This window comes from Stackebrandtia soli (assembly GCF_965137155.1).
In the GTDB taxonomy this organism is placed as follows: Bacteria; Actinomycetota; Actinomycetes; order Mycobacteriales; family Micromonosporaceae; genus Stackebrandtia; species Stackebrandtia soli.
Genome location: NZ_CBCRZX010000014.1, coordinates 51,256 through 78,186, shown reverse-complemented (window position 1 = coordinate 78,186; position 26,931 = coordinate 51,256). Strand labels below are relative to the sequence as shown.

The window sequence follows — 26,931 nt, the reverse complement described above, 5'->3', positions numbered from 1 at the left end:
GGCCACATCCAGGGGGTCAAGGCCACTTCGGACGGTGTATCGCAGGGGCCATGTAAACGACGACATCGGCGTCAGCCGACGGTGGGGGGTACCGTGCTGCACCCGGACGATGTGCTGGCGGGGCGATATCGACTGATCAGTCGGGTCGGTGGTGGTGGCATGGGCGATGTGTGGCGCGGGGAGGACGAGGTCCTCGGCCGCATCGTGGCCGTCAAGATCCTGCGCTCCAGCCTGAACGGCGACCCCGACTTCCGCGAACGCTTTCGCCGCGAGGCGCGGGCGTTGGCCGCCCTCGACGGTCCCGGCATCGCCGAGGTCTACGACTACGGCGAGATCCACGACAGCGGCAGGGATCTCGCGTTCCTCGTCATGCAGTACGTCGACGGCGACTCGCTCGCCCGGCGACTCGCCCTCGACGGGAGACTTTCGACGGCCGAGACGCTACGGGTCGTCGGGGCGGTGGCCGAGGCCCTCCACATCGCGCACCAGGCGGGCATCATCCATCGGGATGTCAAGCCCGGCAACATCATTCTCGCCGAGGACGGGCGCGTCATGCTCGTCGACTTCGGGATCTCACGCGTCGCGACGAACCTGACGATGACGCACACCGGTGTCGTGCTCGGCACCGTGACGTACATGTCGCCGGAACAGGCGACCGGGGACAAACTCGGCCCTCCATCCGATGTGTACTCATTGGGTGTGGTGGCGTACCAGTGCCTCGCGGGCACGCCGCCGTTCAAGATCAACACACCCCTCGGGGTGCTGTCGGCTCACATGAGCGACACCGCCACGCCGCTGCCCGCGGAGACGTCCGAAGCCATGCGGGCGCTGCTGGCGAAGGCGATGGCGAGCGACGCCGATCATCGGTACGCCTCGGCGGCCGACTTCGCCGCCGCCTGCCGTCAGACCGCGCTGAACCCGGGGGCCTCCCTGATCCTGAGTGGACGCCTGCGCCGGGCGACTCCCGCGTCGCGGGCGCCGATGGTCCCGGCCCAACGGGTGGACACCCCGACGCCGACGGGGCCACCGCAGATCCGAGCAGTCGCGTCCGCCCCTGGCGGAGTCTCACCACCGGAACCGCCGAACCGCATGGGCCCGCGGCGCCGTCGCCACGCGGCGGAACGACGCGGACCGCGCCTGAACTTCCTGGTGTTGGCGCTGCTCGGTTTCGCGATCGTCCTCATCGGCACATCGGTGACGATGATGGCGCCATGGCGGACGGGAGAACTGGCGGAGAAGTTCAACGACGACACGAGCACGCCCGTGTCCGGTTCGAGTGTCGCGGTGGGTCAATCGGCCGGTTTGGACGGCACCCTGCCGGCGCCGAGCGCCGGTGACGCCGAGTCGACGGCATCACCGAGTCCCAAGCCGTCATCCAGCGCTTCGACCGCGACGCCGTCACCGTCACCGTCCTTGGTGGCGGTGCCCGACGTGATCGGCATGTCCGAGGAGGCGGCGCGGCAACGCTTGGAGGAACGGGGGCTCGTACCCGAGGTCTCCTATGTCGGAGAGGGGCCGCAACCATGTCAGGTGACGGGCCAGGACCCTCAGTCGGGCGCCCAGGCTCCAGCGGGAAGCACGGTCACCGTGATCGTCCATAAGGGCGAGACCTGCGCGATGTGAGCGACGATCCGCGGCGCCATGTCATCGATCCGATCGCGACCCAAGCGATTCCCGACGGTGTGTCGGTCCGGGCGAGGGCGGCGCGACAACGTGCGCATCGTCCGGCGTCGAACGAAGGTGTCGCCCGCGCGTGAGACGCGGGCGACGAACCAGTTCTAGTCGACCCAACCCTTCGCCCGCTCGACGGCCTTGCGCCATTGGGAGTAGTCGTCGTCGCGCGATTTCCGGGGTTCCCAGCGGCGGTCCTCCGCCCAGAGGGAACGCAGTTCGTCGACGCCGTTCCACGTCCCGACGGCGAGCCCCGCGGCGTAGGCCGCTCCGAGCGCGGTCGTCTCGGCGATCGCGGGGCGGATGACGACGGTGTCGAGGATGTCGGCCTGCATCTGCATGAGCAGGTCGTTGGCGGTCATTCCGCCGTCGACGCGAAGTGCAGCGATGTCGAGGTTCGCGTCGGAGCGCATGGCCTCGACGACTTCGCGGGTCTGCCAGGCGGTCGCCTCCAGCACCGCGCGCGCGAGGTGTCCCTTGTTGACGAATCGGGTGAGTCCGGCGATGACTCCGCGCGCGTCGGCGCGCCAGTGTGGCGCGTACAGGCCGGAGAAGGCGGGAACGAAGTAGCAGCCGCCGTTGTCGTCTACGGTGCCCGCGAGTGTCTCTATCTCGGCGGCGTCCTTGATGAGTCCGAGGTTGTCCCGCAGCCATTGGACGAGCGCTCCGGTGATGGCGATGGAGCCTTCGAGCGCGTACACGGGCGCGGCGTCGCCGAGTTGGTAGCCGACGGTGGTGATGAGCCCTGCTTCGGAGGCGACGATGTCGGTTCCCGTGTTGAGGAGCAGGAAGCTGCCGGTTCCGTAGGTGTTCTTGACGTCGCCGGGGTCGAAGCAGCCCTGTCCGAACAGTGCGGCGTGCTGGTCGCCGAGCGCGCCTGCGACGGTGAGGCCGGCGAACTCGCCGCGGGCGGTGCCGTAGACGTCGGAGGACGGCCGGATGGTCGGCAGCATCGCGGTGGGGACGCCGATCGCGGCGCACAGTTCCTCGTCCCAGTCGAGGGTGCGCAGGTTCATGAGCATGGTGCGCGACGCGTTGGTGACGTCGGTGAGGTGCTCGCCGGTGAGCCGGTAGATGAGCCAGGAATCGATGGTGCCGAAGCAGATCTCACCGTTCTCGGCGCGGCGGGCGAGTTCGGGGTCGGCGTCGAGCAGCCAGCGGATCTTCGGCCCGGAGAAGTATGTGGACAGTGGGAGGCCGCAGCGGTCGCGGAAGCGGTCCTGGCCGCCGTCGGCGGTGAGGCGGGCGACGATCGCGTCGCTGCGGGTGTCCTGCCAGACGACGGCCGGGGCGACCGGTTCGCCGGTGCGGCGGTCCCACAGGACGACGGTCTCGCGCTGGTTGGTGATGCCGAGCGCGTCGAGGTCGGTCGGTTCGAGGTCGGCGGCGGCGAGGGCCTTGCGCATGACGTCGGTGACGCTGGTCCAGATCTCGCTCGGGTCGTGCTCGACCCAGCCGGGGCGCGGGAAGTGTTGCGGGAACTCCTGTTGCGCCGCGGCGACGAGCGCGCCGGTGTCCGTGTCGAAGATGAGGCACCGGGATGATGTGGTGCCTTGGTCGACTGCCGCGATGTGTCCCGTCACGGTGGCTCCTTTGCTATCGGGCGGTTCGTGCCAGTCTGACAGTCCTCTCGTTCTTCAGAAGGAGAGGTAACGGTCCCCTGGGCCGAGGGGCGTGCCTGCAACGCCCCATATTCTGACGCCATGGACGCAGCGATCAGAGTGACGGATTTGGCTAAACGGTACGGGGACCTTCGTGCCGTCGACGGGGTGTCGTTCGAGGTGAAGCGGGGTGAGTTCTTCGGAATCCTCGGTCCGAACGGAGCGGGGAAGACCACCACATTGGAGATTGTGGAGGGTCTGCGGAAGCCCGACTCCGGCACGGTCTCGCTGCTCGGCGAGGCTCCGTGGCCGCGCAACAAGAAGCTGGGGCAGCGGATCGGTGTGCAGCTTCAGGCGTCGGCGTTCTTCGATCGGTTGACGGCGAGGGAACAGGCGCGGACTTTCGCGGACCTGTACGGCGTTCCCCGCGCGCACGCCGACGAGATGTTGGAGACGGTGGGGTTGACCGAGAAGGCCAACACGCCGATGGAGAAGCTGTCCGGGGGCCAGGCGCAGCGGTTGTCGATCGCGTGCGCGTTGATCCATGAGCCGGAGCTCGTGTTCCTGGACGAACCGACGGCGGCTCTCGACCCGCAGGCGCGTCGCAATCTGTGGGATCTGCTGAGAAAGGTCAACGCAGACGGGCGGACCGTCGTCTTGACGACGCATTACATGGACGAGGCCGAGTCGCTGTGCGATCGTGTGGCCATCATGGACAAAGGCAAGATCTTGAAGATCGACACCCCTGCCGCGCTCGTGAAGGGCTTGGCGGCGGCCACGCGCATCTCCATCTCGAGCGGTTTCCTGTCGACCGATGAGGTTCGGGAGGTCGCGGGGGACGTGGCGCAGACAGACGACGACGGAGTGGAGTTGACGTTCACGACGCATGACCCGGCGACCATCCTGACGACACTCGCGGCTCGGTCGGCGCTGGACGGCCTGCGCGTCAGCGGCGCGACGCTCGAAGACGTGTTCCTCGACCTGACCGGACGGGAGTACCGGGCGTAATGAAAAGCTTCATCAGCCTCTCCAAGGCCCTCATGCTGGGCTTCCTTCGAGACAAGGTCTCGATCTTCTTCACGATCGTGTTCCCCCTGATGTTCCTCGTCATCTTCGGCGCCCTGTTCCAGGACTCGGGCACGTCGCAGAGCACGGTGATCACCGTCGGCGACGTCGAGGTGATGGACCAGTTGAAGGAGAACGCCCCGGAGATCTACGAGGACCTGTTCGACGTCACCGAGTCCGACGACCTGGACGCCGCCATCGCCTCCATCAAGGACGGCGAAGTGGACGCGGCCATCACGCAGGACGGCAACGAGCTGCTGGTCTACTACTCGGCCGCCGATCAGACGAGGGCCAGCATGATCGTGTCGGCGTTCGAGGGCATCGTCAACCAGTCGAACATCCAACGCCTGACGGTCGCGGCCCCGGACGTGCCGATCACGACGACGGAGGCCAAGCAGGTCGAGGACGAGTCCCTGTCGACGATCCAGTATCTGATGCCGGGTCTGCTCGGTTGGGCCGTGTCCATCTCCGGCGTGTTCGGCGCGGCGGCGACGCTCGTCGACTGGCGCAAGAACAAGATCCTGCGGCGACTGCGGTTGTCCCCGACGCCGATCCCGTCGGTGATCGGCGCCCGTGTCGGCGTCAGCATCGCGACGTCGATCATCCAGTTGGCGATCTTCATCGCGGTCGCGTCACTGCCGTTCTTCGGGTTGCAGCTGTCGGGCTTCTGGTGGATGGCGATCCCGGTGCTCCTGGTCGGGACGCTCGCGTTCCTCGCTGTGGGGATGGTGGTCGGCGCGATAGCCAAGACGGCCGAGGGGGCCAGTGGTCTGGGCAACCTGATCGTCATGCCGATGGCGTTCGTGTCGGGCTCGTTCTTCCCGCTCGAGATGGCCCCGGGCTGGATGCAGACGCTGTCGTGGTTCTCCCCGTTGAGGTACATCAACGAGGCGCTGCTCGACGTGATGGTGCGGGGCGAAGGACCGGCGTCGGTCCTGCCCGAGCTCGGCATCCTCGCGGCGTTCACGCTGGTGGTCAGCGTGATCGCGTGGAAACTGTTCAAATGGGACGATCTGTAGGAGCGTCGGCCTTACGGGTGCCCGGTGGTTCTGCCGCCGGGCACCTTCGTCCGTTATGGACTAATCTTCGGTGCGCGCGGCGACGACCGCGTCGTAGACGACCCGCTTGGGAACGTCGAAGAGCTCGGCCGCGCGCCGCATCGCGGCCTTGTTGTCCATGCCGGTCTCCATGAGGCGTTCCACCTCGGCCGCCATCGCCTCAGGGGTCGCCTCGGGAGCGACCGCCGGTGGCGCGCCAGCGACGACGAACGTGATCTCCCCGCGTGGTGCGTCCTGGGCGATCCCGGCCGACAACTCCCCCAGTCCGCCGCGCCGAACCTCCTCGTAGGTCTTCGTCAGCTCACGGCAGAGCGCGGCCTGCCGGTCCGCACCGAACACCTCCGCCATCGCCGTCACCGTCGCCGCGATCCGGTGCGGCGCTTCGAAGAAGACGAGAGTCCGCGGTTCGTCGGCGAGTTCGGAGAGTCGAGCCCGGCGCTCACCCGCCTTCCTCGGCAGAAAACCCTCGAAACAGAACCGGTCGCACGGCAGACCCGAGAGGGCGAGCGCCGTCGTCACCGCGCTCGGTCCGGGCACGGCCGTCACCGGCACGCCCGTGTCGATGGCCGCCCGCACCAGGCGATAACCGGGGTCGGACACGCTCGGCATTCCGCCGTCGGTGATCAGTGCGACGGACGCTCCCGCCGTCAGCTCGTCGAGGAGCGCCGGTGTGCGCCGCTGCTCGTTACCCTCGAAATAGGACACTATTCGGTCCGGCAGTTCGACACCGAGCTCGTCGGCGAGGCGGCGCAGGCGTCGGGTGTCCTCGGCCGCGATGACGTCGGCGCTCGCGAGCGCGGCGGCCAGCCGTGGCGAGGCGTCGTCCCGATTGCCCAGGGGCGCGCCGAGGAGAGTGAGTCGTCCCGTGTTCGTGTCGTGTGCCATCGTCCAGCATTATCCCGCTCCCACCGTGGCGAGAGCGGCCGCGGGTTCCGCCGACGAACCGCGAACGCCACACGGCGCGAATGCCAATGGTGCATGTGGATGACTCTATGGACGGTGGAGCCCTGGTCGACGAACGAGCGACCAGGGCGAAGGGCGGCGTCGGTCGAGTGATACCCCGATATGGACGAACAACGCGGGAGGGCGGCCCTCCAGAATAACAGCCTGGGGGACAGTAAGACCAGCTCGCGTCAACAATCCGACACTCGCTTGGGGCAGGGGTCTCCACCTGGTCATACTGGGGANNCGCGACGGTGCCCCACCGTCGCGAGCGCCTTACTGTCCATCTCGATCATGGAGCCCGCGATGCGTTCTATGTCCACTTCGGTCAAAGTCATCATCGCCGCCGTCGGAGCGTTCCTCGCGTACACGGCGCTGCGCGCGCTGGTCAGCTGGGTCGCGACCTACTGGGTCACCATCGTCACCGTTACCGGCCTGGCGCTCGTGTTGGCCGTCGGTGTGTTCCTGTTCCGGCGCCACCAGACGGCCGCCCTCCGCGCCGAGTACGCGGAACTCGAGCGGCACCTCGCCGCCATCGACGGCATGGACGTCCCCGAGTTCGAGGAGTGGATCAGCCAACTGTTGCGGCGCGACGGTTTTCGCAAGATCCGCTTCGTCGGCCGCGTGGCCGATCTCGGCGGCGACTTCATCGCGACCACGCCCGACGACCGCCGCGTCATGATCCGCGCCAAGTCCGACGACGGCACCCTGAGCAAGCGGGGCGCCCGGCACATCCAGGCGCTCGGCGCGCACGCGCACGCGCGATTCAAGGCGGACGCCGCGATGCTCGTGACGAACGCCGACCTGCACCGGGTCAAGACCGCCGCCCGGCATGACGCGCTGGCGGCGCAACTGGGCGTCGTGCTCGTCGACCGCCGCGAGCTCGCGTTGTGGTCGACCGATCAGAAGCCTCCGGCAGAGTTGACCGCCACTCCCGCCGAGGTGGGATAACGCTTTCCCCGGCCGGGGTCGCTACGCTTCGCCGATGAGTGATCTTCGAATCGGTGTCGTAGGCCTTGGCCTGCGGAAATCCCTCGCGGTGGAAGCACATCGGCCCGGGCGCGGCTCGATCGTGACGGCCGTGTGCGATCTCGACCCAGGCGTGTTCGCTTGGGCGGCCGAACGGTTCGGGACGTCGGTGGCGACGTTCACCGACGTCGGCGAACTGCTCGCGTCCGACATCGACGCGGTGCTGATCCTGACGCCCGACCACACCCACCTGGAGTTGGGGCTGGCCGCCCTGTCCGCGGGGGTGCCCACGTTCATGGAGAAGCCGCTCGCTATCTCCACATCGGACTCGGACGCCCTGCTGGACGCCGCCAGAGAGCATCGCGCACGGTTGTACGTCGGCCACAACATGCGGCACATGCCGGTGATCCGAACGATGCGCGAACTCATCGCCGACGGCGCGATCGGAGAGATCGAAGCCGTGTGGTGTCGACACTTCGTCGGCCACGGCGGCGACTTCTACTACAAGGACTGGCACGCCGATCGCCGCAACACCATGGGTCTGCTCCTGCAGAAGGGCGCGCACGACATCGACGTCATCCACTGGCTGGCCGGCGGGGCGTCGCGGCAGATCACCGCGATGGGCAAACTGAGCGTCTACAACAGAGTGACCGATCGGCAGAACGCCGAGGGCGAACGGCTCGACAACTGGTACGACCCCCAGCACAACTGGCCGCCGCTGGAGCAGACCGGGCTGCACCCGGTCGTCGACGTCGAGGACCTGTCGATGATGTTGATGCGACTCGACAACGGCGTCCAGGCCAGCTACCAGCAATGCCACTACACGCCGGACTACTGGCGCAATTACACCGTCATCGGGACGGCTGGCCGGATCGAGAACTTCGGCGACACCGGGGGCGACGCGGCCGTGAAGGTGTGGAACTCGGGGCGGCGCGGCTACGACGCGACGGCCGACCTCACCGTCGAGATCCCGCCCGCGACGGGTGGGCACGGTGGCGCCGACAGCGCGCTCATCGACGAGTTCGTCCGGTTCGTCCGCGACGGTGGCCGCACCGACACCTCCCCCGTCGCGGCACGGGAGGCCGTCGCGGCGGGCGTGGCCGCGACCGAGTCGCTGCGCGCGGACGGCGCCCCGCGCTCCGTGGCTCCGGTCGATCCGCAGTTGGCGGCGTATTTCGAGGACGGCCAACCCGGCAGCCGGTGACAGGCTCCGACAACGGAGGCAATAGCCTCAAGCTACGACGCCGCCGACGCGGCGGGACGACTCCCACCGTCCTGGCCGCGTCAACCGACACGGCACCAGCCCCCGCCGTACAGGTGGCACGAACCGGGGATTTATGCGCGCCACGGGGCCCATAGATTCATAAATGTAAAGAAGACGACCGGCCGGGCCGGTCACCATGAGAAAGGCGAACGCTGTGAGCGATTTCGACGACCCGACCGACACCACGTACGACGACGACACGACGTACGACCTGAATGGTGATGGCATCGACGACGCGACGATGTCGGCCGGTGACGACACCCTCGTCGACACCGACCACGACGGAAACGCCGACGCGATCGTCACCGACACCGACGGCGACGGCGTGGCCGAGATCTACGCCGACTCCGACGGCGACGGCGTCCTTGACTCCGAACTCACCGACACCGACGGCGACGGATACATCGACCTCATCGAAAGCGACCTGGACGGCGACGGGGACGTCGACCAGGTCCTCGAAGACACCAACGCCGACGGAATCGTCGACGCGGTCGCCACCGACGTCGACGGAGACGGCGAATTCGACACCTTCGCCGCCGACACCAACGCCGACGGACTCGTCGACACCCTCGTCACCGACGCCGACGAAGACGGCAACCCCGACTCGATCCTCACCGACACCGACGGCGACGGCGTCTTCGAGACCATCGAGTACGGCGACGACGCCGTCGGCAACACCCCCGGCCTCGGCACGGACCTGTCTGGTGGCAACCCCTACGCGACCCAGTAACGACTGCGGCCGGCTTCCTGCCATGGCCGGCCACGATCGAACGATGGCGCCCGCCTTCCGCGGGCGCCATCATCGTGTGCGGGCATCACAGTCGGTCACGCAGCTCCGCGAGCCGATCTAGATCCATATGGACGATCGCACGCTCCTCGGAGTTCAACCGGATCGCGTCCGCCTCGCCGAGAAGGCTTCTCGCCGTCGCGTCGTCCTCGAGGCGGAACGCGACGTCGGCCCGCAACGCGAGCAGGCGCAGGAGGTCCGCCGGGCGAGCTCGTCGCTCGATCGCAGCGCCCGGTCGAGAACGGCCGCGGCCGACGTCGGATCGTCCCGGGAGTCGGCGAAGAGCTCGGCGTGATGCAGCGCTCGCGCGACAATGCCGTTGGGGCGCGGCGATGCCCCACAACCTCCGAGACGCGTTGACCGACACGGACGCAGTTGCCTCCCGGATCCGACATGAGGAACTGCCGCGTCCCGTGCGACGTCGTCTTCAATGGACCGATTCGTGGCAGTCCCCGCAACGGAATCCGGCCGTACGCGGCTCGCAGCGCCGCCCGAAACTCGGTGTGCAGTCCGTCGACGTCGGTCGTCTGGACGTAACAGGTGCTGTACGAGCTCTTCGGGTCGTAACCCTTCATGCCGAAGAAGTGCAGGTGGATGCCGCCTCGTTCCACCACTCCATACGGATTCGGGCTGCGCTGTTGGAAGGTGACGGTGAATCCGAGCGCCGTATAGAAGTCCAATACGGACGCGAGGTCGCGGCACGGCAGGATCGGGATCGTGTTCTCGACCATGCGGGGCGAGCGCACTCAAGTTCTAGCGGTCAATCGGTCGGATGCCGACGTTCGGTCGGGGCAGCCCTGGCAGTGGGCCGCGTCGTCACGCAGGCGGGCGTGACCGAGGATGCCCCCCGGTTCGTCGAGCACGACGCCGGGGAACACGAAGTCTCGTGTGGTCTCGTGGAAGCCGTACGCGTCGTGCAGCGCGATCGAGGCGGAGTTGTGCTGGTTGACCAGATACCAGGCGTCGGCACTGTGGCGAGCGATGAACCGCATTCGCTCGGCGGTCAGCCGAGCCCCCACCCCGCGACGACGGTGTTGCGACGCGACGATGAGTCCCCCCAGGTAGTAGCCCATCGGGGAGACGTTCGCGGGCGCGCCGGAAGGGACGAAGATCCAGGTCGTGCGCCCGTATCCGAGGACCTCGTCGTCCATGTTGACGGCGATGTGGACGGCGTTGCGGGGTCGGCCGACGTGCCGTTGCAAGTTGACCAGCGACGTTCGGTGGTCCTCGTCGTTGTACTCGGCCGCCAGCTTGGCGCACGCGACCAGTTCGGACAGTTCCGTCGCGACCCGAACGGCCATCGCCGCACGGGGTGGGCGGGAGGCGGGCGCGGGATCGTAGGGGACGTACCGCATAGCGCCTCACAATAGGAGATCCGATATCGTCGCGGCACGACGGCATTGACGGTGACGGCGAAGGGAACCGCCATGGGGGTACGCAAACTGTTCCAGGCGGCCGTGACGGCGCATCGAGAGGCGTTGCGGCGCCTCGAACGCGCCCGCGTCCTCGGCGACGGGCCCGGTCACGGCGTCATCGACCGGCATCGGGCGCTCATCAGCCAACTCGCACAGGCGGGCACGGTGGTGACCCCCGGCTGGTTAGGACAGGCGCTCTCACGCGCTGTCGATGAAACCCCGCTCGGCGAAGCCGACACGGGGGCCGCGGTGGCGGTTCGCATCGGGGAATGCGTCGCCGCCCAGGATCTCTCGTTCCCGGTCGTGGTCAATCTGCTGGGAACCGGCCATCTGGCCGTGGATCGCGGCGCCGATCATCCCGCGGTCCAAGGTTTGATCGCCGACGTGCTGATCCGGCTGCTCGCCGCGCGGCCGTCCCAAACGCTCGGCGTCTGGTCGATCGTCACCGACGGGAGCGCGGCCCTGTCCTCCTTGGCGCCGCTCGTCGACGCCGGGATCCTGGGACCGACCGCACGCGCGTCGGCCGAGGTCGGCGACGTTCTCGATGAGGCCGAATCACATGTGGCGCAAGCGGAACGGTCCGGTCGACGCGCCGCGGACCTTCCCGAGCGCGTGCTCATCGGCGCCTTCGGGAAGACGGATGAGGCGGTGCGGTACCGGATCGCGCGGCTGGCGCCGCGTGCCGCCGCCGCGAGACTGCACCTGGTTCTGGCGGGATGGCGGGACCATGGCCCGGCTTCGCCACTGCCGCAGACGACCTACGTCACGGTCGGCCGCACCACCCGCGTCGCGGGTGTCCCACTACCGGTGACGCTGGACGCCCCCACCGATCCGGCGGTGATCTCCCGCGTTTGCGAACGACTGATCGCGGACGCAGCCCAATGGACTATCCCTTAAGGATGTGACGATGGGGATCGCTGATTACGAGCGCCTGCTGGCGAGGCTGGACGAGGCCATATCCGGCCCCGACGCGACCTCTCGTCAAGACGAGCACGCGATCGCCGTCGCCGAGATGGAGGCGAGGTTGTTGCAGCAACAGGCGGACCTCATGCACGCGGCGAGCCGGCTGAAGTTGCCCGCGCCGCGACTCGGAGCCGACGCGACCGACGAATCGGAGCCCGCCGACCCGGCCGACGAACTGCGCGCGGCTGGAGTCGCCGCCGACGACGCCGACAACGCCCTCGTGCGCGCCGACCACCGCGCACGCAGACCGGCGCTGCTCCCGGATTCCCGACCGCGCGTTCGAAACGGCGCCGTCTACGCGCTGTGCGCGGTGGCCGCCGCCCTGCCGCAGGGGATCGTCCTGACGCGGATGGGGATGCCGACCGCCACCGCGCCCGTCTTCGTCCTGATTCCCGTCCTGGCCTTCCTGTCGGGACTGATCCTCGTCGGCCCGGCGGGCACCGCGCGCCTGCGGCCGTCCCGGTCGGGGCGTCGTCTCCCGCTACGGAGGGACGCGAAGCTCGGAGCGGTGATCTGCGGAGTGATCGGGCTCGCGTGCGGAGCGGCCTGGCTGAGCCTGCTCTGACGGCTCGGCGGTCGGCGCGCTCACGCGATGGCGTCCGGGCCTCCGGTTGCATAGACTGGCGCAACCCATTCGTCCCCGGAAGGAAGTCCAGCGATGCGTCCGCCAGAATCGCGCGCCAACCGCGCTGCGCGGCGCCATTCGGGCCGGGTACGCAACACCGCTCCGATCACGCCACCCCCGGGTTGGCCGGACGGGCAGACCCTCATCAACGCGCTCGACGCCAACGCCGTGGCGACGGCGCTACTCGCGGAGACGAAACCGGAGACCGTCCGAACGCTGTTGACCCGCATGGAGGGCCAAGCCCGACGGCAGGTGCTGAACGCGCACAACATCCCGTCGGCGAAGGTGAGCCTGCGGGCGGCCGACCAGGTGCTGGCGCTGATGAGCGCCGACAAGAAGCCCGCCGAGAGCGCGCTCCTACGCGCGCTGTGCCGTCCGGCGGCCGAGCTCTTCGACGAAACGATCGTCCACAAGGCTCAGCTGACGGCGTTGCGCCTGACGCAGGCCGACCTGGCCATGCAGCTGATCACGCACAGCGCGGGTGTCTACCGGGGGTTGTACGCCTGGTATCGCTGGGGTGACGAGGAGTACGAGGAGCTCGCCCTCATCGCCTGCGTCGGCGCCCAGTACACGCACGCGCCGCTGGCCGCGTCGTACCTGGCCGCGATCCGGCCGGACGTCGCCGAACGGTACGCCGCGCTACGCGAGAGGTTCCCGGCACTGCCGGAGATCGCGATCGGGCGACTCACTTCCACCAACGCGGTCGCCCGCTACGCGGCGGCCAGGGCGGATCGCAAACTCCCCGTGACGGCAGTGGAGGTGCGCGGCCTGCTCGCGGAGGATTCGAAAGTCCGCCTCGCCGAGCTCAACCACACTCGCCGGGATCGCGAGCGTGTCAGCATTCGACGCGACCCGCCGACGACGGAGCCGACGACGGTCGAGCGCACCGCCCCGATCCGACCAGTTGTCTTCGGGAAGGCCGGTGAACGACGCGCCGGGGCATCGACGAACGGGGAGGCGTGGTCGTCCACGGCTCGAACGGCTCCCGCCTCACCCGACGTCGCCACCTGGGCGGCCGCCATCGCCGTGACCCGACAGCTCAACGAGAACCTGGTCGCCGGCATCGCCCCCGGCCCCGAGGAACTCCGCGAGCTCGGCATTCTGACCCAACAGATGCGGGTCATGAGCGAGCTGCTGTCGATCGTGGTGAACCGGCCCGTCGCGGCCACCCGCGCCGACATCGATCAGGCTCTGACGCTGGCCCTGGCGGACCCGACGCTGACGAAACGTCTCGGGGGCGTCCCGGTGACGTGCGGCGACGCCGCGGACCGCCTCGCCGAGCTCCGCCGCGAATCGCGGACGCGACCGGCGTCGACGGTGACACCCCGGCTCGCGTCGGCCGGACCGACGGCGCCGTCGGTCCCGTCTCAGCGCGAGGCGACGACCGCCGAACTCGATCTGTCTGATTTGGACGCGATGCTGCGCGGCGAGACGGGAGCGCAGATCACCGCGATCGCCGGCCCCCGCCAGCGTCCGCAACGGTCGGCGACGTCCGAACCGCACCCGGTGGGTGATTCCGAGACCGAGGCGGATCCGCAACCGACGCACGCCCCCGAGCCGAGAGTGGAGGACGGCCTGTCGTCGCGGGAACGCTCGATGCTCGCCGCAGCCCGCTACGCCCGCGTCGCCGACGGGACACTGGCCCGGGCGTTCGCGGACCTGACGGCGGAATCGGACGAGCGGTCGCTGCCCGTCGTATGCGCCGCGCTGCCGATGGCGCTCCTCGACCCGACCAACGGCGCTTCATCCATTTTGGATCTCGATCACGATCGACTTCCCGGTCAGGCCCTGCGCCGGTTCTCCGGGCTGCTCCAGGAATGGGCCCAGCACAACACGTCCATGTACGACGGCGGCCTGCGCCAGATCGACGCCCACCGCCGTCGGCTCGACGACGTCGTCCTGCACGCGGGCGACATCCTCGACGCGGCCCCGACCCGCACCTTCAAGTACGACAAGGCGACGAAGGTCTACCGGCACTGGCTCGGGCCGGAGGGTCGCCTGTACCCCTTGCTGCGTTCCGTCGCCGAACACGGTGACACCGAACGGGTGCGGCTCCTCGCGGAGGAGTGTCGACGGGTCGGCGCCGGTCGCGCCGTCGACGACACCGCCACCGATCAACTCGGTTCGCGGACGAAGATCGTCGCGAAGGCACGGCAGAGTCTCGTCGACTTCTTCGACGAGGTGCTCGATCTCGCCGACGACTACCTGGACGCGACGGACACGGTGGAGCAGACGGCGCGTGGCGACCGGACGAGCGCCTGGCTGCACGGTCAGCTGGCGGCGGTTCGCGAGTTCGCGCTCGCGGAGGCGGAGCACCTGAGGTCGGAGGCCGACCGGCTCGCGCACCCGGCGATGACGACGGCCGTGCTCAGGGCGGTCGACATGGCGGTGCTCGCGGAGGCGGACACCGGCCCCGAACCGACGCTCGAGGTGGCCCTCCGCCGGAACAAGTTGCACGCCAAGGCATCGCGATGAACGCGACGAGCGACGACGAGTCGGAACCGGGCCTTCCCGCCGACATCGAGACGGTCCTGCGATACGCGGCGGACGTCGCGGCCCGTCGGCTCGATCACGACGTCGACACGGACCATCTCGTGTCCACGACCGAGGGCATGCGCAGCCTGTTGCCCCTGCTGTCCGGTTCGACGGGGCTGCGGGCGCTGCTGCGCCGCCGTATCGGCGACGTCCTCACCGACGCGACCGCGCGCGCCCTGATAGGTGACGCCCCGGAGGCCTCCGCCGCGGCGGTGGCGGACGTCGGACGGCAGCTCGACCAGCTCCGCAAACACCAGCGGCGCCAGCATCGCGCGCGCCGCCGCGCCAACCGACCCGACGCGGACCAGAAGCGCACCAACCGGTACGAGCAACGCATCGCGGAGTTGCGCGCCATTCGGGACCGGCACGAACAGCAGTTGACGACGCTGCGCACCGAGAACACTGAGCTGAAGGCGACGATCGAGAACCTCGACGCGGAGCTGGCGCAGTTGCGGCGGCACCTGGACGTCGCGTACGCGCGGCTCGAACGCGTCCAGAACGAGCGCGATCAGGCGGTTCATCCCGCCCCGGCGACGACCCCCGCCCCCGCGTTGTCCCGGGATCTCACGCCGACGGTCGAGGTGCTCGGCGGTGGTACCGAGATCGGGGGGTCGTGCGTGCTCGTCAGCGCGGGCGGCACTCGAATCGTCGTGGACGCCGGCACCCGTCCCTCCGGTGTGGATGAAGCCTCACTCGCGCCGTCCGACATCGACCGTCTGCACAACGGCCCCGCGCCGGACGCGATCATCGTGACGCACGCCCACAACGACCACGCCGGTTGGGTTCCGGCGCTCATCGCCCGGTTCGGGCGGATCCCGATCATCGCGTCCCCGCCGACCTGCGATCTACTGGGGACGATGTGGGCGGACTCGGCGAAGGTCCTCGCCCGCCGCGCCGACGCCGACGAGTCGTGGGCGGGAGGACCCTTGCCGCCGTACCGGCACTCCGACGTCGGGGCGGCCGTCAACGCGCTCGCGGATCAGCCGCTACGACGTCGACGACGGGTCGGCGCGATGGAGATCGAACTGTTCCCGGCCGGCCACATCGTCGGCGCGACCGGCGTCATCATCACGGCCGGTCCGCATCGGATCGTCATCTCCGGTGACGTGTCGCTGTCCGGGCAGCACAGCGTGGGAGGTTTCGAACTGCCGCCGTCCGGGGTCGGAGCCGAACTGATGCTGCTCGAATCGACGTACGCGGGTTCGGGCAAACAACCACCTCGATCCACCATAGTGGATCAATTGGTCGCCGACGCCGACCGGATTCTCGGCCGGGGCGGCCGCATCCTGATACCCGCGTTCGCGCTCGGCAGGGCCCAGGAACTCGCGCTCATCTGCAAGCAGTACCTGCCCGAGGCGGAGGTCCTCGTCGACGGGCTCGCTCGCGACCTGAGCCACGCGTATCAACGTCACCCCGGTCCGGACGGCGACCGGTTGAGCATCCTCGCCGGCAACGTCCGCGCCGTCGAACCGGGCCGGACCCGGCAGGAGATCGCCGACCGCCGACCATGCGTCGTCATCGCCACCTCCGGCATGTTGACGGCCGGACCGGCGGTGTCGTGGGCGCGGGACATCCTCGCGGAGCCCGAGTCGGGCCTGATGGTGGTCGGATACCAGGACCCCGACACACCGGGCTCACGGCTGCTGACGCTCGCGGAGCACGGCGGTGGAGTCTTCGAACTGCCGGACAACCCGGATCCGGTGACCGTCATGGCGGACGTGACCTCGTATCGGCTCGGCGCTCACGCGTCGGAGGACGAACTCGTGGAGATCGCGGCCGCCGCACGGCCCGACAACGTCATGCTCGTCCACGGCAGACCGAGTGGACAACGTCAGTTCGCGCGCCGCCTCGAACTACGCGGCCAGCACACCGTCACAGCCGACGAGGTGTGGCAGGCGAACTGACGCCCGGCGTCGGCGTCAGTCGAGGAGATTGAACCGGCGGTCGTCCGCGACGAGCACGTCGTGAACCTCGCGTTGCTTGAGCAGCAACAGCTTCCCGACTTCGAGCTTGGCTCCGGGGCGATTGTCGCGGGCGTCGAGGCGCGCGCGGATGTTGCGGGCGCGCATGGTCTCCATCACGACGATGCGGTCCCGCAGGTGCTTCATCTCCTGAGTGAGTCGGAAGTCGATGAAGCTCGCGATGCGATCGTCGAAGGCGACCGTGCCCTCCTTGAGCTCGCCGTCCGCCCACATGCGCTGCTGACGCATGTCGATGTTCACACTGTTCGAATACACTTCGGACAGCTGGGCGACCCAGCGACGGACCCGCGTCGAGTCCGCGCCGTCGTCGTCGGCGCAGTAGTCGAGGTCCTCCGCGATGAACTCGACGACGTCGGGAACCTCGGCGAGCCCGACGCCCGAGGTCTCGTCGATCCGCACCGACTCGGGCTGTTCGGCGTCGTAGACGCGGACGATGAAGACCCGATCGGCGACCCAGTCGTAGTAGACCGGCACGTTGAACAGCTCGCACATCGCCGTCAGTTCCTCGACCTCGGGACAGGCGGCGTGAATCGCGTCGACGGCCTCATCGGCGTCACGGTATGTAGTGGAGACATCCATATTGTGAGCCTATGTGTATTCAACGCCACAAACAAGACCCGAAGGGCAAACCGTTCGGTAACAAGCGGAGCCGTCGACCTCACCGTCCGTCACCGGAATGCAGTCGATCCGTCCACGCCGTCGACTGTTCGACGTCCGCTCCATCGAGGGCGGACGGGGCGCGCCGCCCACCCTCCTCGCCGCCGTCAGCCGGTGGCGGCGAGCTCGACGTCGACGGTGGTCGGTTCGCCGCCGTTGCGGCTGAACGTCACCGCCATCGTCTCGCCCGGTCGATGCGATTGGACGGTCGACACCAGGTCCGCCGCCGCCGCGACCTGCTCACCGTCGAGTTCCAGAATGACGTCGCCCTGCTCGATCCCCGCTTCATCGGCGGGGCTGTCCTCCTGAACGCCGGTGACGAGCGCGCCTTCGCCGCCCGACACGTCGGTCACGCTCACGCCGAAGAAGGCGCGCTCGACCTCGCCTCCGCCGATCAGCTGGTCCACGGTGCTCAACACCGTCGATGACGGAATGGCGAACCCGAGTCCAACGCTCCCCTCCGAGCCGTCGGCCGTCGCCGCCGCCGTGTTGATGCCCACCAACTCGCCGCCGCCGTTGACAAGAGCGCCACCCGAGTTGCCGGGGTTGATGGCGGCGTCCGTCTGAATGAGACCGTTCAAGGTCGTGACCTGGCCGGACGGACTGCCGTCACCGGCCTGAATCGTCCTGTCCAAAGCGGACACGATGCCGGAACTGACGGACCCGGCCAACCCGAGCGGCGAACCGATCGCCAGCACAGTGTCGCCGACCGCGAGGTCGCTGGAATCGCCGATGGAGATCGGCGTCAAACCCGGCACGTCGACCTTGATGACGGCGAGGTCACCGGACGGATCGGCGCCGACGACCTCGCCGCGCGCGCTCGTCCCGTCGGAGAAGGACACCTGAAGGCTGCCGCCGCGAGCCGACGCGGCGACGTGGTTGTTCGTGATGATGTGCCCCTCGTCGTCGTACACGACGCCGGAGCCCTCTGTCGTCTCCGTCGCGATCGACACGACGGACGGCCGAACCGCGGCGGCGACGTCGGACAGCGTCTGACCGTTCTCGGTGAGCTGCGACGACCCGCCTCCACCGTCCGCGAGGTTGAAGCCGACGATGCCGCCCGCGGCTCCCGCGGCGAGCGCGACGACGAGCCCGGCGCCCGCGATGGCCGTCGGCAACCGCCAGGAACGGGACCTCGGTGAGGGTGTCGGCGTGCCTGGCACGTGTGGCGCGGTCCCGAACGGTGGGACCTGGCCTGACGACGGCGGGCCCGCGGCTCCGTGCGGGTCGATCCGCGTGGGCGGACCGGACGCAGTCGGAGGCGGGTACGGCGGCCCGGCGTGCGACGGTCCGGTGACGGGTGCCGAGCCGGGTTGACCGTACGGTGCGGCGTGGCTCGGTCGGCCGTGCGACTCCGGTTGGCCCGCTTGCCCCGCGGGGCCGGGCCGCCCCTCTGTCTCCGATGGACCGAAGGCCCCCGAATGTCCCGATCGACCCGGCATTCCCGGTGGCGGGGCGCCCGGTCCCGGCGGATTCGGACCGGCGTAACCGGGGCGCGGCGGGAACGGGCCCGGTGGCGTCGTCGAGGGTGGGGTCGTGTCGTCGTCGGGGGTCGAACCGGGGATGACGGCCTGTGGATCCCCAGCGGGGTCGTTCCCCTCCGTCGGTTCGGACCGTCCGCCCGTCGATGCGCTCGTGTAGTGCGGCGGCTTCACCGGCCCGTCCGCTTCTCTGCCCGGTTCTTCGTGTCGTTCCATGATCACAGCATGGCCGTTGTGACTGCGTCACAGCTGGAAATCGCCTCCAAGCTCGCTTGGAGTCGTGTCGGCGAGACCGGAGGCTGTGCCGGGGCCGTCTCAGGCGGGCGTCTCGTCCCGATCGTCCTCGTCGTCCTCGTCGTCGGCGCCGTCCTCCACGAGGACGTCCGGGTCGAGGGCGAGCGTCACGGTGAACACGGCGCCGTGACCCGGTTCGGCGGAGACCTCGACGGTGCCGTTGTGCGCGGCGACGAGCGCCGACACGATCGCCAGGCCGAGACCCGTTCCGCCCGCGGCCCGCGAGCGGGCCTTGTCGGCGCGGTAGAAGCGCTCGAAGACGCGTTCGGTCTGTTCGGAGGTCATCCCGGGACCGTTGTCGGCGACGACCATCGCGACGTCACAGCCTTGACGGCGCAGGGTGACCTGGATCGTCGTCCCGGCGGGCGTGTGCTGGACGGCGTTGCCGATGAGGTTGCTGAGAACCTGACGCAGTCGCAGGTCGTCGCCGCGCACCAGGAACGGGCCGCCCTCGGTGCGCAGATCGATGTGGTGATCGGCGGCCGTCACGAGTGTCGCCGTCACGGTGTCGACGGCGACGCTGAGCAGGTCGACCTGGCGATCGGCCACCGGGCGCTCCTGATCGAGGCGTGCCAGCAGCAACAGGTCCTCGACGAGAAGCCCCATCCGGGTGGCCTCGTCCTCGATCCGGCGCATGATCGTGGCGGCCTCGTCGGGCGCGACGTCACCCCGGTGCCGGTACAGCTCGGCGAAACCGCGCACCGTCGTCAACGGGGTCCGCAGTTCGTGGCTGGCGTCGGCGACGAAGCGACGCATGCGGTCCTCCGACGCCAGCGCGCGGACCTCCGAGGCGGCGCGCGCGGCCAGGGCCGATTCGATCCGACCGAGCATCGTGTTGAACGCCTCGCCGAGTCGTCCCACCTCGGTTCGGGTGTCCCGCCGGGGCGCCCGTTTCGACAGATCGCCGGCAGCGATCGCGGCGGCGGTGAGTTCGATCTCCTTCAACGGAGACAGGCTCGCGCGCACGAGGGCGACACCGATGGCGGTGAGTCCCGCGAGCACGCCGGCGCCGACGAGCAGATCGATCCAGATGAGTCGGGCGACCGTCGTCTCGACCTGCGACATCGGGGTGGCGAGCGCGGTGATGACCTCGCCGTTGCCGAATCCGTCGTCGGTGACGCGGGACAGGATGCGCCAGCGGATCGTGCCGTCGACCGACTCCTCGGTGAACGGTTCGCCGGAGTGCTGGCGCAGCAACTCGGGCGTCAACTTCGGCAGCTGCTCGACGTTGGCGGTCGTCCACGAGGTGAGGTGGCCGTCCGATTCGCGCAGGAAGAACGCGTAGTCGCTGACGCCGGGGCCTTGCGCGAAGATCGACCGGATCTCGCGCTCGCCATAGCTTCCGAAGCGATCCCCCAGGTCCTCGTCGACGCGGTTGGTGAGGTACTCCTCGAGCGATTTGACGTTGGCGACGCTGGTGAGCACGAGTGCGCCGGTGACGAGCACGAGGACGCTCGTGACGAGCCGGACGCGCAGTGGCGTGCGCTCCCAGCGTCGGCGCAGTCGTTCGGAGAGCGTGCCGGTCACGATGGGGACCGCAGCACGTAACCGATGCCGCGCAACGTCTGGATGAGGCGCGGTTCCGTCTTGTCGATCTTTCGCCGTAGATACGACACATAGGACTCGACGATGCCGTCGTCGCCCCTGAAGTCGTAGCGCCACACGTGGTCGAGGATCTGCGCCTTCGACAGGACGCGACCCGCGTTGACCATGAAGTATCGAAGCAGCTTGAACTCCGTCGGCGACAGCTGGACCGGTGTCCCGGCGCGCCAGACCTCGTGGGTCTCCTCGTCGAGCTCCAGGTCGGCGTACTTGAGCCGGGGCGGCGGCGGAATGTCGCCGCGACTGCGGCGCAGCACGGCACGGATGCGCGCGATGACCTCTTCCAGGCTGAACGGCTTCGTCACGTAGTCGTCGCCGCCGAGAGTGAGACCCCGCACCTTGTCCTCGAGCGCGTCGCGGGCGGTGAGGTACAGGATCGGAGTGCGGTCGGAGCCGGAACGAACGCGCCGGGCGACCTCGAACCCGTCGAAGTCCGGGAGCATGACGTCCAGGACGACGAGGTCGGGGCGATGACGGGCGACGGACTTGACCGCCTCCTCGCCGCCGGTCGCCTGGTGAACCGTGAAGCCCGCGTACCGCAGGCTCGTCGCGAGCAGCTCGCAGATGTTCGGATCGTCTTCGACGACGAGCAGCGTCGCCTCGGCTTCCCGGTGCTCTCCCACTGCTGTCATGATCCCATCTTGCTCCTGCACCACTGGGCCGCAACTGAACATCAGCTGAGAGGTTGCTGGGATACCTGACACGCCCACGGGGCGGAATAAGCCGGTCGTGATGGTCGTGATCAGGCGTTCGGCTGGCGCTAACGTGCCTGTTCAGTGGCGTTGATAACGGTTTCGCAAAAAGTCCACGTTTGTCGTACTACCGGTGTGACACACCGATCGGATAGGCTATTACCTCCCGCCCAGGGTCCTGTTCCAGGCTCATGCGCGGGTCACAGGCTCCGACCAGGGGCACCGACTACCGACCTCAATGAGGGCGCAGATGACGCTGTCGATCGAAATTCGCACGACCGCTGACGGAGGCACTGTCCTCGACCTGAACGGCGAGGTGGATTACGCCACCGCACCAAAAATCCGAGAGACCGTGAGTCAGGTCCTTCGCGATGCCGACCTCAAGTACATCAAGGTCGACGTCGCCAAGGTCACGGTGCTCGATTCCACCGGAATTGGCACCCTCGTGGTGGCGTATCGCATTGCCCGCGAGATGGGCGTACCCGTCGCCGTCACAAACCCGACCAAGTTCATCACCAGGTTGTTCACCGTCGTGGGGGCGCAAGAACTGCTTGAGGAACAAACCAACGCCTTCGTCGTGACCGGCAACTGATTCGAATCACTTCCGACAATGGGCACCGGATCCCCGGTGCCCATTGTCATGCGTGATTCGTCCGACAGTCGAAGGACGTGACGGTCCACACGGCGTCTCCCGCCGCCGGGACCGTGACCGGCGCAGTCGTTGCGACGGCGGACGAGCTGGCCGTCGAACACGGTCGATCAGTTGTGGATGGTCTCGCGGCGAGGCGGTGACGAAGGCCGTCGCGGCCGGTGAGAGGCGTAGTCGAAACCACCCGTGGGGTAGGCTTTGCGGTCGGGAAAATTTCGTCCATCAGGTCCCATCAGAAGAGGCGATCAAAGGCCGTGTCGACTCAAGACCGCACCACGTCAAACAGCAATTCCGGCGTGAATCCACTGACCGAATTCGGTCCCAACGAGTGGATCGTCGAGGACATGTATCAGCGCTACCTGACTGATCCGTCCAGTGTCGAGGAGACCTGGCACGACTTCTTCGCCGATTACGAGCCGTCGCACGGCACCGAGAGCTCCACCAAGTCCGGTTCCATCTCGACGGCAACCTCGCAGAACGCGCCGCAACCGTCGGCGACGCAGACCGCCGCCCCGGCCCCCGCGTCGAAGCCGGCGGCGCCCAAGCCCGCCGCTTCGAAGCCCGCCCCGGCGCCGAAGGCCGCCAAGCCCGAGCCGAAGGCCGACACCCCTGTCGCCAAGGACGCCAAGCGCCAGCCGCTGCGTGGCGTCGCCGCGCGCGTCGCCCAGAACATGGACATCTCGCTGGAGGTCCCGACCGCGACGAGCGTCCGCCAAGTCCCGGCCAAGCTGCTGTCGGACAACCGCATCGTCATGAACAACCACCTGAAGCGTGGTCACGGCGGCAAGGTCAGCTTCACCCACCTGATCGGGTACGCGCTCGTCAAGGCCGTTTTGTCCACACCGGAGATGAACAACTCCTACGCCATTGTGGACGGCAAGCCGAACCTGGTGACCCCGGGGTCCATCAACCTCGGTCTCGCGATCGACCTCCAGAAGGACGACGGCACCCGCACCCTCGTCGTGCCGAGCATCAAGAACTGCCAGGACATGGACTTCCGCGAGTTCTGGCAAGCGTATGAGGACGTCGTTCGCAAGGCTCGCAACAACAAGCTGACGATGGACGACTACGCGGGCACCACGATCACGCTCACCAACCCCGGTGGAATCGGAACCGTCCACTCCGTCCCCCGACTCATGGCCGGACAGGGCACCATCATCGGTGTCGGCGCGATGGAGTACCCCGCCCAGTACGCGGGCGCCTCGGACGAGACGATCACCGAGCTCGGCGTCTCGAAGACGATCACCGTGACGTCCACTTACGACCATCGGATCATCCAGGGCGCGCAGTCCGGCGAGTTCCTCAAGCGCATGCACCAGCTGATGCTCGGCGAGGACGGCTTCTACGACGGCATCTTCCGCTCGCTGCGGATCCCGTACGAGCCCGTCCGCTGGGTCCGCGACGTCGCGCACACCTCCGAAGGGCAGATCGACAAGACCGCCCGCGTCATCGAACTCATCCACGCCTACCGCGTGCGCGGCCACCTCATGGCCGACACCGACCCGCTGGAGTTCGAGATCCGTCGCCACCCCGACCTCGACATCCTCGAGCACGGTCTGACGCTGTGGGACCTCGACCGGGTCTTCCCAGTCGGCGGTTTCGCGGGCAAGACGAAGATGCGCCTGCGCGACATCCTCGGCGTGCTGCGCGAGTCCTACTGTCGCCGCGTCGGCATCGAGTACATGCACATCCAGGAGCCCGAAGAGCGCGCCTGGATCCAGGAACGCGTCGAGCGTCCCTACGAGAAGCTCGAGACCGACCAGCAGAAGCACATCCTCGGTCGCCTCAACGTGTCCGAGGCCTTCGAGACCTTCCTCGGCACGAAGTTCGTCGGCCAGAAGCGGTTCTCCCTCGAAGGCGGCGAGACGCTCATCCCACTGCTCGACGAGGTCCTGTCGGAGGCGGCGCGCAACACGCTCGACGAAGTCGTCATCGGCATGTCCCACCGTGGACGGTTGAACGTGCTCGCCAACATCGTCGGCAAGCCCCCGGAGAAGATCTTCTCCGAGTTCGAGGGCTCGATGGACCCGAAGACCGTCCAGGGCTCCGGCGACGTCAAGTACCACCTCGGCATGACCGGCAAGTTCACCACGCCCGACGGCGAATACGCCACCACCGTGTCCGTGGCGGCGAACCCGAGCCACCTCGAAGCGGTCGACCCGGTGCTGGAAGGCATCGTCCGGGCCAAGCAGGACCGCCTCGACCTCGGACTGGAGGGGTACACGGTCCTGCCGGTGCTCGTCCACGGTGACGCGGCGTTCGCCGGTCAGGGCGTCGTCGCCGAGACGCTGAACCTGTCGCAGCTGCGCGGGTACCGCACCGGTGGCACCGTCCACATCATCGTCAACAACCAGGTCGGGTTCACGACGGCGCCCGAGTACTCGCGCTCATCGCTGTACTCCACCGACGTCGCCCGGATGATCCAGGCGCCGATCTTCCACGTCAACGGAGACGACCCGGAAGCCGTCGTCCGCGTCGCGAAGCTCGCGTTCGAGTACCGGCAGGCGTTCAACAAGGACGTCGTCATCGACATGGTGTGCTACCGCCGTCGCGGCCACAACGAGTCCGACGACCCGTCGATGACGAACCCGCTGATGTACCAGATCATCGACGCGAAGCGCTCGGTCCGCAAGCTGTACACCGAGGCCCTCATCAGCCGCGGCGACATCTCGCTCGCCGACGCCGAGGACGCCCTGAAGGACTACCAGTCTCAGCTGGAGGCGGTCTTCAAGGCGACCAAGAAGACGGTCTCCGGTGTCAGCCAACCGTTGCGCAACCGCAGCGTCGAGCCGGAGGTCAAGGTCGACACGGCCATCTCCGCCGAGACGGTGCGCGCCATCGGCGAGGCGCACGTTGACCAGCCGCCCGGGTTCACCCCGCACAAGCGCGTCGGTCAGGTCCTTCAACGTCGCGCCCAGATGGCGACCGAGGGCGACATCGACTGGGCGTTCGGGGAGATCCTCGCGTTCGGTTCGCTGCTCAACCAGGGCGTGTCGGTCCGGCTCGCCGGGCAGGACTCGCGCCGGGGCACCTTCGTGCAGCGGCACTCCGTCATCGTCGACCACGCCACGGCCGCCGAGTTCGTGCCGGTGCAGTCCATGGTGGCCGGTGACGCGCGCTTCTGGGTCTACGACTCGCTGCTCAGCGAGTTCGCGGCGATGGGCTTCGAGTACGGATACTCCGTCGAGAACCCCGACGCGCTCGTGTGCTGGGAGGCCCAGTTCGGCGACTTCGTCAACGGCGCCCAGTCGATCGTGGACGAGTTCATCTCGTCCGGCGAGGCGAAGTGGGGCCAGCGCTCCGGCGTCGTCCTGCTGCTGCCGCACGGTCACGAGGGCGCGGGCCCCGACCACACCTCGGGCCGGCTTGAGCGCTTCCTGCAACTGTGCGCCGAGGACAACATGCGCGTCGCCAACGCGTCGACACCGGCGAACTACTTCCACCTGCTGCGCCGACAGGCGCTGTCGCCGAAGAAGAAGCCGCTCATCGTCTTCACTCCGAAGTCGTTGATCCGCAACAAGAAGTGCGTCTCCTCGGTGGAGGACTTCACCTCCGCCCAGTTCCAGCCGGTCCTCAACGACCCGGCGCTCGGTTCGACGCTCGACGCGAAGTCGGTCAAGCGGGTCCTGCTGTGTTCGGGCAAGATCTACTACGACTTGGCGAAGGCCCGGGAGAAGCACGGCATCACCGACACGGCCCTGATCCGCGTCGAGGAGCTGTACCCGATGCCGGTCGAGGAGATTCGCTCGACGCTCGCGCAGTTCCCGGGCGCGAACGAGTACGCCTGGGTTCAGGAGGAGCCCGCGAACCAGGGCGCCTGGTCGCACATCGCGCTCAACCTGTTGGAGCACCTGGACGGCGTGAGCCTGCGTCGTCTGTCCCGCCCGGCCGCCGCCGCGCCGTCGGTCGGTTCGCAGAAGATCCACGACGTCGAGCAGCAGGCGCTGATCGACGTGGCGATGCCGCCGCGCGGCTAGCCGACCACACCTGATCGACGCGGGGCTGTGCGGGGAGGACTCTCCCCCGCACAGCCCCGTTCTCACACCACCCACACCGGCTCCCAAGCCTCCGCTTGGTTGGCCAAAAGTTCCGCTTGGTTGGCCAAATTGCGAAAACACGCCTGTTTTGAACATTTGCCCAACCAAGCGAGACGTTTAACCAACCAAGCGGAATGGACGGTGGGGTGGGTGGTGAGGCAAAGTCCAGTACGACGAGGAACGGAACGAGATGTACTACACCGATCGAGGGATCGAAGAGCTTGAGAAGCGGCGCGGCGAGGAGGAGGTGACCCTGGAATGGGTCGCGGCCCGGCTGCGGGAGTTCGTCGACGACAACCCCGAGTTCGAGACCGCGATCGAACGCCTCGCGACCTGGATGGCGCGCCTCGACGATGACGACGAGGACGAATAGCGGCACCAACACGGATGACCCCGCCGCTGGGCGAGGTCATCCGGTTTCGAACGTGAGGTTGGTGTCGACCGCGACCGGTCCGGTCCGCTGGTCTCGAATGTGAGTGATCTAGCGGGCTGGTATCGAACCTGAGTCGAGCCGGCCGGTCTCGAACGTGAGCGATCGGGTCAGGCCCGTCTCGAACCTGAGTCGAGCCGGCCGGTCTCGAACCTGAGTCGAGCCGGCCGACGTCGAGCACGACTGTCGGGNNGAACCGACTCGCGTCGGTT

The 26,931-nt window shown here is 68.2% G+C and carries 20 protein-coding genes and 1 pseudogene; 13 read left to right on the top strand and 8 right to left on the bottom strand.

Translation table 11 applies throughout. The features are described from left to right. The first annotated feature begins 93 nt into the window (after nt 1–93). Entirely contained in the window at nt 94–1,623 is a 1,530-nt protein-coding gene (locus tag ACM9NP_RS11020) for a protein kinase domain-containing protein (protein ID WP_415646556.1), read from the top strand. A gap of 155 nt (nt 1,624–1,778) precedes the next feature. Here the strand turns inward: ACM9NP_RS11020 and glpK are convergent, their stop codons facing one another. Next, nucleotides 1,779–3,254, bottom strand: coding sequence for a glycerol kinase GlpK (glpK, locus tag ACM9NP_RS11015; protein ID WP_415646555.1), 1,476 nt, complete (start codon nt 3,252–3,254; stop codon nt 1,779–1,781). A 120-nt stretch (nt 3,255–3,374) separates the two neighbouring features. On the opposite strand from glpK, the gene ACM9NP_RS11010 reads away from it, so the two are divergent. Together ACM9NP_RS11010 and ACM9NP_RS11005 are read left to right on the top strand one after the other, a co-directional pair. Then, a complete protein-coding gene (locus ACM9NP_RS11010) occupies nt 3,375–4,280 on the top strand; it encodes an ABC transporter ATP-binding protein (protein WP_415646554.1) in 906 nt (301 codons plus the stop codon). Further along, nucleotides 4,280–5,356, top strand: a complete 1,077-nt coding sequence (locus tag ACM9NP_RS11005; RefSeq protein ID WP_415646553.1) for an ABC transporter permease — start codon at nt 4,280–4,282, stop codon at nt 5,354–5,356. The genes ACM9NP_RS11010 and ACM9NP_RS11005 overlap by 1 nt, the downstream gene beginning before the upstream one ends. Nucleotides 5,357–5,416: 60 nt before the next feature. On the opposite strand, the gene rsmI is transcribed toward ACM9NP_RS11005, so the two are convergent. After that, the gene (gene rsmI / locus ACM9NP_RS11000; RefSeq protein ID WP_415646552.1) at nt 5,417–6,280 is read right to left on the bottom strand and encodes a 16S rRNA (cytidine(1402)-2'-O)-methyltransferase; all 864 of its coding nucleotides are present in this window, start codon (nt 6,278–6,280) and stop codon (nt 5,417–5,419) included. Nucleotides 6,281–6,584: 304 nt separating this feature from the next. Between rsmI and ACM9NP_RS10995 the strand changes: the two genes are divergently transcribed. The 3 genes from ACM9NP_RS10995 to ACM9NP_RS10985 form a co-directional block, all read left to right on the top strand. Then, the coding region (locus ACM9NP_RS10995; protein WP_415646551.1) for a restriction endonuclease at nt 6,585–7,288 on the top strand (704 nt) is incomplete at its 5' end. 34 nt (nt 7,289–7,322) lie between these two features. Then, on the top strand, nt 7,323–8,510 hold the full coding sequence (locus ACM9NP_RS10990) for a Gfo/Idh/MocA family protein (RefSeq protein ID WP_415646550.1): 1,188 nt from the start codon (nt 7,323–7,325) through the stop codon (nt 8,508–8,510). A 214-nt stretch (nt 8,511–8,724) separates the two neighbouring features. Beyond that, entirely contained in the window at nt 8,725–9,300 is a 576-nt protein-coding gene (locus tag ACM9NP_RS10985; RefSeq protein ID WP_415646549.1) for a hypothetical protein, read from the top strand. An 85-nt stretch (nt 9,301–9,385) separates the two neighbouring features. Here ACM9NP_RS10985 and ACM9NP_RS10980 read toward each other — a convergent pair. Then, nucleotides 9,386–10,088, bottom strand: a pseudogene (locus tag ACM9NP_RS10980) (bleomycin resistance protein). Nucleotides 10,089–10,103: 15 nt separating this feature from the next. Beyond that, the gene (locus ACM9NP_RS10975; protein ID WP_415646548.1) at nt 10,104–10,712 is read right to left on the bottom strand and encodes a GNAT family N-acetyltransferase; all 609 of its coding nucleotides are present in this window, start codon (nt 10,710–10,712) and stop codon (nt 10,104–10,106) included. 72 nt (nt 10,713–10,784) lie between these two features. On the opposite strand from ACM9NP_RS10975, the gene ACM9NP_RS10970 reads away from it, so the two are divergent. The 4 genes from ACM9NP_RS10970 (at nt 10,785) to ACM9NP_RS10955 (ending at nt 16,799) form a co-directional block, all read left to right on the top strand. Then, nucleotides 10,785–11,669, top strand: a complete 885-nt coding sequence (locus ACM9NP_RS10970; RefSeq protein ID WP_415646547.1) for a hypothetical protein — start codon at nt 10,785–10,787, stop codon at nt 11,667–11,669. 10 nt (nt 11,670–11,679) lie between these two features. Next, nucleotides 11,680–12,300: a hypothetical protein gene (locus ACM9NP_RS10965; RefSeq protein ID WP_415646546.1), complete on the top strand. Its 621-nt coding sequence runs from the start codon at nt 11,680–11,682 to the stop codon at nt 12,298–12,300. Nucleotides 12,301–12,393: 93 nt separating this feature from the next. Next, nucleotides 12,394–14,835, top strand: coding sequence for a hypothetical protein (locus tag ACM9NP_RS10960; protein WP_415646545.1), 2,442 nt, complete (start codon nt 12,394–12,396; stop codon nt 14,833–14,835). After that, entirely contained in the window at nt 14,832–16,799 is a 1,968-nt protein-coding gene (locus ACM9NP_RS10955; protein ID WP_415646544.1) for an MBL fold metallo-hydrolase, read from the top strand. The genes ACM9NP_RS10960 and ACM9NP_RS10955 overlap by 4 nt, the downstream gene beginning before the upstream one ends. 15 nt (nt 16,800–16,814) lie before the next feature. On the opposite strand, the gene ACM9NP_RS10950 is transcribed toward ACM9NP_RS10955, so the two are convergent. From ACM9NP_RS10950 to ACM9NP_RS10935, 4 genes are all read right to left on the bottom strand, one after another. Next, nucleotides 16,815–17,456 carry a hypothetical protein gene (locus ACM9NP_RS10950; protein WP_415646543.1) on the bottom strand — a complete coding sequence of 214 codons (642 nt, stop codon included), beginning with the start codon at nt 17,454–17,456 and terminating at the stop codon, nt 16,815–16,817. 185 nt (nt 17,457–17,641) lie between these two features. Continuing rightward, a complete protein-coding gene (locus tag ACM9NP_RS10945) occupies nt 17,642–18,652 on the bottom strand; it encodes a S1C family serine protease (protein ID WP_415646542.1) in 1,011 nt (336 codons plus the stop codon). A 678-nt stretch (nt 18,653–19,330) separates the two neighbouring features. Then, entirely contained in the window at nt 19,331–20,836 is a 1,506-nt protein-coding gene (locus ACM9NP_RS10940) for a sensor histidine kinase (RefSeq protein WP_415646541.1), read from the bottom strand. Beyond that, complete coding sequence (locus ACM9NP_RS10935; RefSeq protein ID WP_415646540.1) at nt 20,833–21,543, bottom strand: response regulator transcription factor; 711 nt, start codon at nt 21,541–21,543, stop codon at nt 20,833–20,835. The genes ACM9NP_RS10940 and ACM9NP_RS10935 overlap by 4 nt, the downstream gene beginning before the upstream one ends. Before the next feature lie 310 nt (nt 21,544–21,853). On the opposite strand from ACM9NP_RS10935, the gene ACM9NP_RS10930 reads away from it, so the two are divergent. From ACM9NP_RS10930 to ACM9NP_RS10920, 3 genes are all read left to right on the top strand, one after another. Beyond that, nucleotides 21,854–22,195, top strand: coding sequence for an STAS domain-containing protein (locus ACM9NP_RS10930; RefSeq protein ID WP_415646539.1), 342 nt, complete (start codon nt 21,854–21,856; stop codon nt 22,193–22,195). Nucleotides 22,196–22,506: 311 nt separating this feature from the next. Next, nucleotides 22,507–26,229, top strand: coding sequence for a multifunctional oxoglutarate decarboxylase/oxoglutarate dehydrogenase thiamine pyrophosphate-binding subunit/dihydrolipoyllysine-residue succinyltransferase subunit (locus tag ACM9NP_RS10925; protein WP_415646538.1), 3,723 nt, complete (start codon nt 22,507–22,509; stop codon nt 26,227–26,229). 250 nt (nt 26,230–26,479) lie between these two features. Then, nucleotides 26,480–26,662 carry a DUF6104 family protein gene (locus tag ACM9NP_RS10920; protein ID WP_415646537.1) on the top strand — a complete coding sequence of 61 codons (183 nt, stop codon included), beginning with the start codon at nt 26,480–26,482 and terminating at the stop codon, nt 26,660–26,662. Nucleotides 26,663–26,931: the final 269 nt, after the last annotated feature.